The following is a 10,419-nucleotide window of genomic DNA, read 5'->3' as shown; positions in this document are numbered from 1 at the left end:
TCCTGCGATGGGTCGCCAGGCCGCAGAATACGAATGCGCCACCGTGTAGATAGACGATGGCGCCCGCTGCGGTCGGCCCGTCTACTGGCTCGACCAACTCGCCACACCAGCCGGAGTCGGCCACTTTCCGCGTCCGAGTGCCCGGTAATCGCGGCACGAACCGAAACATCAGGTCCAGCACGTGCATAACCGGCCGCAGCAGCGGTGCCAGCGGCCCGCGCAATGGCCAAAAGGTCAGGGTGGGGCGGACAAAAACGCGGGACAACCCGTGGATCACCCTCGCACGGACCCCGTTTCCGCCCTGCCGGAAATCCTGCACCATGCCCCGATTATTCCGCAGCGCCGCCGGTCATCCGGTCAGGAACTGTCACAATAGATCTCGCGGCACATTCCGACATATGACAACCGGCCGTCAGTGGCCGGGCCGAAGCCGTTCCGCGCCGAGGGCAGGGTGTGGCGTCAGATCTCGTCTACAGCGGACTCGCCTGTCGCATCCAGACCGAGCATTTGCAGCAGGTAGTCGCAGTCCGCGGCGTCGATGGCGTGACTGGCGACCGTGATGGCGGCCTGGGTGTTCTGCTTCGCGCAGGCGGCCTTCTCGGCGGCGCGTGCCGCACTGAACTCGCTGGGCTCGTGCTGCAGGGTTGTCTGTCGTGCTGAAGTCATATACACGCTTCCCGGTTGGCGTCGGGTTGCCGTATCCGAAGGACTCGGGTCAACACCGTCTACTGATCACCCTACTGGGGTGCCTGCCCGCCGCCGTGCACGACTTGGCGTTCACCGCGAATTCGGAGTGATTCAGCGCGCGGGATCAGCCGCGTTAGTTGGACTGCCGCGTAGTGGGCTCCGCGGGCTGCGGCTTCCATTCGTAGGGTTGGACGACGACGAACCCCGGTCCGTGGAAGGCGTACTGGAATGCCTCACCGCTGCCGCCCCACAGCATCGACCGCAGGTTCAGGCTCGAGACGATCTTGGGTTCCAGGTTCGACGACCAGGCGACGGTGGCCTGGGTGTCGACATAGGTCGGCTGGGCGGAGCAGTCGAGTACGACGGGGCGGCCGACCGCGCACAGCGCGACCGATCCGTTCCCGGTAATGGTCGTGTTGAAGAACCCGCTGGTCAGCATGCCCGCGCCCTTGACCCGGTTGATGTCCCACTCCAAGGCGGCGTCGAAGGCCAGCAGATTGGTGCCGTTCACACTCAAGCCGTCGCCGGTGAGGTCGATCAGGAAGACATATCCGGCCTCGCTGGCGAAGAACACCTCACCTTCCCCGGAGGCCCGCATGAGCGGCACGTCCTCGTTGGTGACCATGCGCTTGAATATCTTTCCCACACTGCCCGCGCCCTCGTGGTCGAATCTGATATCGCCCTGATAGGCGACCATCGCGCCTTTGACGGCGAGCAGATCGGGGCCGAGCACCGCCCGCAGCATCTGCGGGTTCTGTAGTGAGAAGCGTTGGGGCGCTTCGGACTCGAGATTGGTCTGGTCGAACAGGAGGCTCTTCATAGTGACGCCGTTCGATTGGGTGTACCGGTATGTACTCCGGGGGTACCCAGCCGACGGGCGTCGCCACGCCCGCTGGGTACCGATCTCACCCCTTGGACGCGAAGGGTTCGGTGAGTTGAGCGAAGTAGGCGGTGGGGTAGTCCGGCTTGGCAGCCATACCGAGGTCGGCGCTGCTGAACCGGCGGGTCGGGTCGTAGCTGTAAGTGCGCAGCAGATGGTCCCAGATGAGCGTGAACAGGCCGAAGTTGACATCGCCGATGCCCGCCCATTTCAGGTGATGGAAGCGGTGGCCCGCATTGAGCGCGAGTACATGTTCGAGGGGGCCCACGCGATAGTCGGCATTGGAGTGTTGCAGCAGCAGTTGCACCGCGACCGCGAGCGACAGTGCGGCGGCGACGGAGACGGGGAGACCCAGGATCAGCAGTGGCGTGACACCCGCGGCCATTTCGATGGTCTGGTGCAGCGGGTGTTTCATCAGACCGTTGAGGCCGTAGCAGCGAGTGATGCTGTGGTGCACCGCATGGAAGCGCCACAGCACACCGATCTTGTGACTGGCGTAGTGGGCCAGGGTGATACCGAGGTCGGCGACCAGGATCGCGATCAGTACCTGAACGACGAATGGCCAACTGCCGGGCCAGATTCCGTCACCTGGGATGATGGCGGCAAGGGCCGGGATGGCGGCGACGCTGGCGAGAATGAGGGTTTCGTTGACGAAGGTGTGGGCGGTGTCGCGGCCGACGTCACCGTGGGAGGTGTTCCAGGAGTCCTGGTACGGCAGGACACGTTCGGCGGCGAACGACAACGCGATGGCGGTGACGAGTAGGGCGAGCAGCCAGAGTTTATGGGCGCCACCGGCGGCCAGCGCGATGCCGATGCCATTGACGCCCAATAACATCAGGGGTGCGTAGCCGTAGCGGACCAGGGGGGTGAAGATCGTGGACATGGGTTCAGCGTCGCTGCCGGACCCCGGTCGAGGCTTGTAGAAATCAACTGACCCGCGCTGTGGGCGACGGTCGCCAGCCGGTGGCGATGAGCGCTTCGGTGGGGGTGATACCGAACAGGTCGCGACAGGTTTTGGTGAGGTGGGCGCTGTCGGTGAAGCCTGCGGTGTGAGCTGCCTCGGTCAGCGAGCCGCCCGCGCGGACGGTGTTCACCGCGAGTTGCAGGCGGGTCCAGCGTCGCCACGCCGCATACGGTAATCCGACTTCGGTGGCGAACAGGTGGGAGAGACGGCTCGGCGACATGGCCACCGCGGCCGCGAGGTCACCCAGAGATGGCGGGCCACCCCGCGTGGTGGCTGCCACGCGCAGCGCCTCGGCGACCACCGGATGCGAAGACCTCCCCGGCGGTCGTGGTGCCGAATCCGGTAGTGACGGGGCCGATCCGAACCGTGGGGTCGCCGCGGTGATCCAGCTCGACACCCGATCGAGCGGCAGCCCGCGCAGACGGGACAGGGCGGCGCGGCCGGTGGGTCCGGCCGAGTCGAGGTAGGCGAAGAATCCGGAAGTGCCGGGCGTGGCGTGAATTTCGTGCCGGGCACCGGGTGGGATGATCGCCAGTTGGGCCGTAGCGGTGTGACCGGTGCCGTCGGTGAGCGTCAACTCGCCCGCGGTGACCAGTAGAACCTGGATGGCGGCATGGGAATGTGCTCCGGTAGCACCGATTTCACCGGTGAACGCCATCAACCCGGGCGTGAACACCACCCCGCCGAGCCACCGCGGCGCACCCGCGATCACCGCTCGTCCCGACGCGGGGTGGCGGTGGCGGCCAGGATGGCGTCGAGGAGGCCGGGGAAGCGGGTGTCGAGGCCTGCGCGGCGGAACCCGACCGCTTTGTAGCGGCCCACCCTGTGTTCGCGGGTCCCGCCTGATTCCCGTAGGACCCGCCGGTGATAGGTGGCGGTGGCCCTGGTGCCCGCTACCGGGGAGCTGCCGCAGGTGCGCTCGCCCGTATTCGTTCGATACCAGGAGATCAACGTCAACAACGCCCCTGTCGCCATGGTCACCGCCGTTCGCATAGACGGTGGAGCCGCCCGATCACTGTAACCCGATTACCCAGAGCGGTGAATCAGTGATCTCTGGGTATGCGCGAGATGTGGAACTATTGGTGATTCTGGCGATTCCCGTGGTCGTGGCCATCGTGGTGATCCGGCGCAAACAGCGCGGGCAGCCTACGAATGTGCGTTATACCCCGACCGAGAAGGAGAGCTAGCCCCCTGTAGGGCGGGTTGCTCCCGGCCGTTGCGGCGCCCGAGTCGGCGGTCGGTTGCCCCCTGGAATCACGACCGCCGCGTCCCGCGCTCGTGGCCGCAGGGCCCCATGCCCGGCGAGCCACAGTCGGCCCTCACATGCCGGAGGACTCCAATCGGCTGGCGAGCAGTTCCTTACCCATCCTGCCGCCCTTGCGGCTATCGCTCTGGGCCTTGCGGAAGAACTCGGCGAGTTCGCTATCGCCCGCCCGTTCGGCATCCTGAATGTAGGTTTCCAGGCGCAGGGCATTGTCGAGCGAACTCTGAATGAACCAGAGCAGGTCGTAGTCCTTGTCTTTGGTACCCGTGACGGTGCCGGTCTCTTCGCTTCTGGTCATCGCTGATGTCCTTGTCTCGCTGTCGTTCTCCTTACCTTTCCCGCCTACCCGGATCGGCTTCGTCGAATCACGCTGTGCAGTGCCGTGCGAGCGGCGCTGATGGCGGGGTGGGTTCCGGTGCCGCGGCGGTAGGCGATGTGGGTACGGCGTTGCGTCGGCAGCGGGGTCAGCGCGACCGCAGGCGGTGTTGCCCGCGCGCCGAGTTCGGGGACGAGTGCGACTCCCTGCCCGGCCGCCACCAGCTCGAGCACGGTGCCGAAGTCGTCGGCGTGGTGGCGTATTCGGGGAGTGAATCCGGCTGCCTGGCAGGCTCGTACGGTCATGGTGTGGCACAGCGTGCCGGGAGTTCCCGCCACCCATTGACTGCGCTGGTGCGAGGCCAGTGCGCCGGGGGAAAGCGCTGCCAGATAGATGATTTCCGCGAGGAGCGGTTCGGTGTCCAGGGCGGGGTCGACGTCGACCGGCACGTAGTCGTATTCCTGGACCAGCGCGATATCGAGCGCTTCGGTGCGCAGCGCGCCGGGTGCGAGGATGGGATCGAGTTCGGTCACCATCAGCTCCAACCGCGGATGCTCCGTGCTCAGCGCGACCAGTGCCGGGGCGAGTATCGCGCGATTCGCGGTGGGGAACACGCCGATTCGGAGCGGACCGGTGAGCGCGGCATGGTCTGCGGCCAAGTCCGCACCGGCCTGTTCGAGTACCGCGAAGATGGTTCCGGCATGGTCGACGAGGGTGCGTCCCGCCGAGGTCAACCTCACCCGGCGGCCGGTCCGCTCCAGGAGCGGGACCCCGGCTTCGCGTTCGAGTGCGCTCAACTGCTGTGAGACGGCCGACGCCGTGTAATTGAGGGATTCGGCGACGGCGGCGATCGTCTCGCGGTGTGCCAGTTCGCGCAGCAGACGCAGCTTGCGGACATCGAGCATCAGTTCAGCTTATGCTCAACGGCAAATATATGAACTGGACCTTATGGTCGTTGCGGGTGAAGCTCGTCGGTATGACGCTCTCCGGCCTTTTCGTCCCGCTGATCACACCCTTCGCCGCCGATGGGTCCGTCGCCACCGAGGCCCTGGCGGGCCTCGCGCACGCCGCCCTGGCGGAGGGCGCGACCGGAATCGTGGCGCTGGGCACGACCGCCGAAACCGCGACCCTGACCGATGACGAGCGCACACTCGTCGTCGAGATCTGTGCCCGGGTGTGCCGGGAACGGAACGCGCCGTTGATCGTCGGCGCGGGCACCAATTCGACGGCGGCATCGCTGGCAGCGCTCGACGGCCTGCGCTCCGGCATTGCCGCCGCGCTCACCGTTGTCCCGTACTACATTCGGCCCACGGAAGCGGGTGTCCTCGCGCACTTTCAGCACCTGGCCGCCGCCAGCCCGGTCCCGCTGATCGTCTACAACATCCCCTACCGCACCGGCCGAACCCTCGGCGCGGAGACCCTGCTCGCGCTCGCGAACACGCCGAATATCATCGGCGTCAAACACGCCGTCGGCATGATCGACGACACCACCATCGAGCTGATGGCCAGCCGCCCAAAGGATTTCGCCGTCCTGGCCGGGGACGATCTGTACGCGGCCCCACTGCTGGCGCTCGGGGCGGCGGGCGCGATTCTGGCCACGGCCACGGTGGCCACCGAGGCATTCGCGGCCCTCGTCGCGGGGTGGCGAAACGGTCCGATCGACGAGGTTCGGGCGCTGGGCCACCGGCTCGCGGTGCTCTCCAGCGCCCTGTTCGCCGAACCCAACCCCACCGTCATCAAGGCGGTCCTGGCGGCGCGGGGGCGCATCCCGACAGCGGCCGTCCGGCTGCCACTGCTCGCCGCCCGGGACCAGACGACAGCGGCCGCGCTCGCCGCACTCGATCACTTCGCGGCCCACCGGGCCGAGCGATCAATGCGGTGAGAACGGCCGCTGACCCGGTCCGTGGTGGATCAGTCGCAAACGGCTCCGAAGGAAGCCGAGCCGACCAGCTTGGCGTACTTGGCGAGTACCCCGCGGGTGTAGCGCGGCGGCAACGGTTCCCAGCCCTCGCGGCGACCGTCGAGCTCCTCCTTGTCGACCAGGAGATCGAGGGTGCCCGCCCCGACATCGAGGCGAATCCGATCGCCGTCACGGACGAAGGCGATGGGGCCGCCGTCGACCGCCTCGGGGGCCACATGGCCCACGCACAGGCCGGTGGTGCCGCCGGAGAACCGCCCGTCGGTGAGCAGCAGCACATCCTTGCCCAGACCCGCACCCTTGATGGCGGCGGTAATGGCGAGCATTTCGCGCATACCCGGACCGCCCTTGGGGCCCTCGTAGCGGATGACAACCACGTCACCGGCCGCGATGGTGCCGTCCTCGAGTGCATCCATCGCGGACCGCTCGCGGTCGAAAACCCTTGCTGTGCCGGTGAATACGTCGGAATCGAATCCGGCCGACTTCACCACCGCGCCGCCCGGCGCGAGGGAACCGTCGAGAATGGTGATGCCGCCGGTCGGGTGGATCGGCGAATTCATCGCGCGGACCACCCTGCCGTCCGGATCCGGCGGTGCGATATCGGCGAGGTTCTCCGCCACGGTACGACCGGTCACGGTGAGGCAGTCCCCGTGCAGCAGTCCGGCGTCGAGCAGCGCCTTCATCATGACCGGCACCCCGCCGATCCGGTCCACATCGGTCATCACATGCTTGCCGAAGGGTTTGACGTCGGCCAGGTGCGGCACCTTGCGGCCGACCCGGGCGAAATCGTCGAGGGTCAGGTCCACCTTCGCGTCGTGCGCGATCGCCAGCAGATGCAGCACGGCATTGGTGGAGCCACCGAAGGCCATCACCACCGCGATCGCGTTCTCGAAGGCCTCCTTGGTGAGAATGTCGGCGGTGGTGATGCCGCGCCGCAGCAATTCCACCACCGCCTCGCCACTGCGCCGGGCATACCCGTCGCGTCGGCGGTCGGTGGCGGGCGGCGCCGCACTGCCCGGCAGCGACATGCCCATGGCCTCGGCCGCGCTGGCCATGGTGTTGGCGGTATACATGCCACCGCAGGCGCCCTCACCGGGGCAGATGGCGCGCTCGATGGCATCGACATCCGCGCGGCTCATCAGTCCGCGCGAGCACGCCCCGACCGCCTCGAAGGCGTCGATAATCGTCACCTCCCGCTCGGTGCCGTCCGACAGCTTCGCGATACCCGGCAGGATCGAGCCCGCGTACAGGAAGACACTCGCCAGATTCAGGCGCGCCGCCGCCATCAGCATGCCCGGCAATGACTTATCGCAGCCCGCGAGCAGTACCGAACCGTCGAGCCGTTCGGCCTGCATGACCGTCTCCACGCTGTCGGCGATCACCTCCCGCGACACCAGCGAGAAGTGCATCCCCTCATGCCCCATCGAAATGCCATCGGACACCGAGATGGTGCCGAATTCCATGGGATAGCCGCCACCGGCGAAAACGCCTTCCTTACTGGCCTTGGCCAGCCGGTCCAGCGACAGATTGCAGGGAGTGATCTCGTTCCACGAGGAGGCCACGCCGATCTGCGACTTCCCCCAATCGGCATCACCCATGCCGACCGCGCGCAGCATCCCGCGCGCCGCGGTCTTCTCCAATCCATCGGTGACATCGCGACTGCGTGGCTTGATATCGGGGCCGTTCGAATCATTGGACACGATGCGATCATCCTCCAGTCGATTCCGGTACGAGCGAAACCCCCCTGCGCGCGCCCACATCAGGAGGAGATTCACTCGTGTTCTCGTGCACTCGGGCTGAGACCGCGCTGCCCGCTCATTCCGCGGCGCTGCCACCCTTGTCGTTCCCCCGCGCTGTTCCCTCGTCATTCCGGCGTGCTTTTGGCCGGAATCCACCGCTGTTGAGAAGTGGATCCCGGCCAAACCATGCCGGAATGACGGGGAGGGCACTGCCGAGATGACAGGAAGGCCCATGCCCGGATGGCGGAGAGGACGTCAAGCCCCCACGTACTTCGCCAGGTGCTCGCCGGTGAGTGTGGAGCGGTCGGCGACCAGGTCGGCCGGTGTGCCCTCGAAGACGATTGTGCCGCCGTCGTGGCCCGCGCCGGGGCCGAGGTCGATGATCCAGTCGGCGTGCGCCATGACCGCCTGGTGATGCTCGATGACAATTACCGATTTGCCGGAGTCTACGAGCCGGTCGAGCAGGCCGAGCAGGTTTTCCACATCGGCGAGGTGCAGGCCGGTGGTCGGCTCGTCGAGAATGTAGACGCCGCCCTTCTCGGCCATATGGGTGGCCAGCTTGAGGCGCTGCCGTTCGCCGCCGGACAGGGTGGTGAGCGGCTGGCCGATGGTGAGGTAGCCGAGCCCGACATCGGCGAGCCGGGAGAGGATGGCGTGCGCGGCAGGCAGCCGCGCGTCACCGGAGCCGAAGAACGCCTCGGCCTCGGTCACCGACATCGCGAGCACCTCGCTGATATCGCGGCCACCGAGGTGGTAGTCGAGCACCGTCGCATCGAAGCGCTTGCCCTCACACACCTCGCAGGTGGTTTCCATACTGGCCATGATCCCCAGATCGGTGTAGATCACGCCCGCGCCATTGCAATTGGGGCAGGCGCCCTCCGAATTCGCACTGAACAGTGCGGGTTTCACACCATGGGCCTTGGCGAACGCCTTGCGGATCGGCTCGAGCAGTCCGGTGTAGGTGGCCGGATTACTGCGCCGCGAGCCCTTGATCGCGCTCTGGTCGACCGACACCACCCCCGCATCGGTGGGGAGTGAACCGTGCACGAGCGAGCTCTTACCGGAGCCCGCGACGCCGGTGATGACGGTCAGCATCCCGAGCGGGATATCGACATCGACATTCCGCAGATTGTTCGCGTTCGCACCACGGATCTTCAGTGCGCCCTTGTGCTTTCGCACCGTCTCCTTGAGTGCGGCTCGATCGTCGAAGTGGCGGCCGGTGACGGTGCCGCTGGCCCGCAGCCCGTCGACGGAGCCCTCGAAGCAGATATTGCCGCCCTTCGCACCCGCGCCGGGACCCAGATCGACAATATGGTCGGCGATGACAATGGTCTCCGGTTTGTGCTCCACGACGAGCACCGTGTTGCCCTTGTCCCGCAGCTGTAGCAGCAGCTCGTTCATCCGCTGGATATCGTGCGGATGCAGGCCGATGGTGGGCTCGTCGAAGACGTAGGTGACATCGGTGAGCGCCGACCCGAGATGGCGAATCATCTTGACGCGCTGCGCCTCACCGCCCGACAGCGTGCCCGACGGCCGATTGAGTGAGAGATAGCCCAGCCCGATATCGACGAACGAGTCGAGGGTATTGCGCAAAGCGTCGAGCAGCGGCTCGACCGACGGTTCCTTCAGACCGCGCACCCATTCGGCGAGATCCCTGATCTCCATCGCACAGCAATCGGCGATATTGATCTTCTTGATCTTCGATGACCGGGCCAGCTCGCTGAGCCGGGTGCCATCGCATTCGGGACAGATGGTGAAGGTGACGGCCCGCTCCACGAATGCTCGGATATGCGGTTGCAGCGCCTCCTTGTCCTTGGACAGGAACGACTTCTGGATCTTCGGGATCAGCCCCTCATAGGTCAGGTTGACGCCGTCGACCTTCACCTTGACCGGATCCTTGTAGAGGAAGTCGTTGAGCTCGCGCTTGGTGTACTTCTTGATCGGCTTGTTCGGATCGACGAAGCCGGACTCGGCGTAGACCCGCACCGTCCAGAAGCTGTCCGACTTCCAACCGGGAATGGTGAACGCGCCCTCGGCGAGCGACTTGTTCTCGTCGTAGAGCTGGGACAGATCGATATCGTTGACCGAGCCCCGGCCCTCGCAGCGCGGGCACATACCGCCGGTAATGCTGAAGCTGCGACGCTCCCGTACGGTCTTGCCGCCCTTTTCGATGGCGACCGCCCCGGCTCCGCTGATCGAGGCGACATTGAACGAGAACGCCTGGGGCGAACCGATATACGGCTTGCCGATGCGGCTGAAGAGGATGCGCAACATGGCGTTGGCGTCGGTGGCGGTGCCGACCGTGGAGCGCGGGTCGGCACCGAGTCGCTGCTGGTCGACAATGATCGCGGTGGTCAGCCCCTCGAGGACATCGACCTCGGGTCGCGCCTGCGTCGGCATGAAGCCCTGGACGAAGGTGGAATAGGTCTCGTTGATCAGCCGCTGCGATTCCGCGGCGATCGTGCTGAACACCAGTGAGCTCTTACCGGAGCCGGAGACACCGGTGAACACCGTCAGCCGCCGCTTCGGAATCTCGATGCTGACATCCTGGAGATTGTTCACGCGGGCACCGTGCACCCGGATCAGATCATGGCTGTCGGCAGCGGGCAGCGCTGGCGCTTTCGTACGCTTTTTCGTGGCGGTGGTCATGT

At 66.2% G+C, this 10,419-nt stretch carries 11 protein-coding genes and 1 pseudogene; 2 read left to right on the top strand and 10 right to left on the bottom strand.

What is annotated here, in order from left to right; all coding sequences use genetic code 11:
- From NU1_RS42765 to NU1_RS17240, 6 genes and pseudogenes are all read right to left on the bottom strand, one after another.
- Positions 1-322: pseudogene (locus NU1_RS42765) on the bottom strand (hypothetical protein); the annotation flags it as partial.
- Between the two features lie 137 nt (positions 323-459).
- The gene (locus tag NU1_RS17260) at positions 460-666 is read right to left on the bottom strand and encodes a hypothetical protein (RefSeq protein WP_067522596.1); all 207 of its coding nucleotides are present in this window, start codon (positions 664-666) and stop codon (positions 460-462) included.
- A 154-nt stretch (positions 667-820) separates the two neighbouring features.
- Positions 821-1,507 (bottom strand): AIM24 family protein, encoded by a 687-nt coding sequence (locus NU1_RS17255; protein ID WP_067522595.1) that lies wholly within the window; start codon positions 1,505-1,507, stop codon positions 821-823.
- Positions 1,508-1,592: 85 nt separating this feature from the next.
- Positions 1,593-2,450, bottom strand: coding sequence for a sterol desaturase family protein (locus tag NU1_RS17250; protein ID WP_067522593.1), 858 nt, complete (start codon positions 2,448-2,450; stop codon positions 1,593-1,595).
- Positions 2,451-2,493: 43 nt separating this feature from the next.
- Positions 2,494-3,243 carry an AraC family transcriptional regulator gene (locus NU1_RS17245; RefSeq protein WP_245720166.1) on the bottom strand — a complete coding sequence of 250 codons (750 nt, stop codon included), beginning with the start codon at positions 3,241-3,243 and terminating at the stop codon, positions 2,494-2,496.
- Positions 3,240-3,506, bottom strand: coding sequence for a hypothetical protein (locus NU1_RS17240; RefSeq protein ID WP_157552421.1), 267 nt, complete (start codon positions 3,504-3,506; stop codon positions 3,240-3,242). The genes NU1_RS17245 and NU1_RS17240 overlap by 4 nt, the downstream gene beginning before the upstream one ends.
- 71 nt (positions 3,507-3,577) lie before the next feature.
- On the opposite strand from NU1_RS17240, the gene NU1_RS41515 reads away from it, so the two are divergent.
- Positions 3,578-3,718 carry a hypothetical protein gene (locus tag NU1_RS41515; RefSeq protein ID WP_157552419.1) on the top strand — a complete coding sequence of 47 codons (141 nt, stop codon included), beginning with the start codon at positions 3,578-3,580 and terminating at the stop codon, positions 3,716-3,718.
- Between the two features lie 132 nt (positions 3,719-3,850).
- Here NU1_RS41515 and NU1_RS17235 read toward each other — a convergent pair whose 3' ends face one another.
- Together NU1_RS17235 and NU1_RS17230 are read right to left on the bottom strand one after the other, a co-directional pair.
- Complete coding sequence (locus NU1_RS17235) at positions 3,851-4,093, bottom strand: hypothetical protein (RefSeq protein ID WP_067522590.1); 243 nt, start codon at positions 4,091-4,093, stop codon at positions 3,851-3,853.
- A gap of 44 nt (positions 4,094-4,137) precedes the next feature.
- On the bottom strand, positions 4,138-5,016 hold the full coding sequence (locus NU1_RS17230; protein ID WP_067522588.1) for a LysR family transcriptional regulator: 879 nt from the start codon (positions 5,014-5,016) through the stop codon (positions 4,138-4,140).
- 29 nt (positions 5,017-5,045) lie between these two features.
- Here NU1_RS17230 and dapA point away from each other — a divergent pair, with 29 nt between their 5' ends.
- Positions 5,046-5,993, top strand: a complete 948-nt coding sequence (dapA, locus tag NU1_RS17225) for a 4-hydroxy-tetrahydrodipicolinate synthase (protein WP_245720165.1) — start codon at positions 5,046-5,048, stop codon at positions 5,991-5,993.
- A gap of 29 nt (positions 5,994-6,022) precedes the next feature.
- Here dapA and ilvD read toward each other — a convergent pair whose 3' ends face one another.
- Together ilvD and NU1_RS17215 are read right to left on the bottom strand one after the other, a co-directional pair.
- Entirely contained in the window at positions 6,023-7,729 is a 1,707-nt protein-coding gene (gene ilvD / locus NU1_RS17220; RefSeq protein ID WP_067522667.1) for a dihydroxy-acid dehydratase, read from the bottom strand.
- A gap of 294 nt (positions 7,730-8,023) precedes the next feature.
- Complete coding sequence (locus tag NU1_RS17215; protein ID WP_067522586.1) at positions 8,024-10,417, bottom strand: ATP-binding cassette domain-containing protein; 2,394 nt, start codon at positions 10,415-10,417, stop codon at positions 8,024-8,026.
- Between the last annotated feature and the right edge of the window lie 2 nt (positions 10,418-10,419).

This window comes from Nocardia uniformis NBRC 13702 (genome assembly GCF_001613345.1).
Classification (GTDB): Bacteria; Actinomycetota; Actinomycetes; order Mycobacteriales; family Mycobacteriaceae; genus Nocardia; species Nocardia uniformis.
Note: the sequence above shows the minus strand (reverse complement) of the source record. Positions and strands in the feature narration are given on the sequence as shown.

Excerpts from the sequence above, each read along its gene's own strand:
- NU1_RS17235 (WP_067522590.1), bottom strand. The coding sequence starts at position 4,093 with ATGACCAGAAGCGAAGAGACCGGCACCGTCACGGGTACCAAAGACAAG.
- NU1_RS17250 (WP_067522593.1), bottom strand. The coding sequence starts at position 2,450 with ATGTCCACGATCTTCACCCCCCTGGTCCGCTACGGCTACGCACCCCTG.
- NU1_RS17230 (WP_067522588.1), bottom strand. The coding sequence starts at position 5,016 with ATGCTCGATGTCCGCAAGCTGCGTCTGCTGCGCGAACTGGCACACCGC.
- NU1_RS17215 (WP_067522586.1), bottom strand. The coding sequence starts at position 10,417 with ATGACCACCGCCACGAAAAAGCGTACGAAAGCGCCAGCGCTGCCCGCT.
- NU1_RS17240 (WP_157552421.1), bottom strand. The coding sequence starts at position 3,506 with ATGGCGACAGGGGCGTTGTTGACGTTGATCTCCTGGTATCGAACGAAT.
- NU1_RS17255 (WP_067522595.1), bottom strand. The coding sequence starts at position 1,507 with ATGAAGAGCCTCCTGTTCGACCAGACCAATCTCGAGTCCGAAGCGCCC.
- NU1_RS17260 (WP_067522596.1), bottom strand. The coding sequence starts at position 666 with ATGACTTCAGCACGACAGACAACCCTGCAGCACGAGCCCAGCGAGTTC.
- dapA (WP_245720165.1), top strand. The coding sequence starts at position 5,046 with ATGAACTGGACCTTATGGTCGTTGCGGGTGAAGCTCGTCGGTATGACG.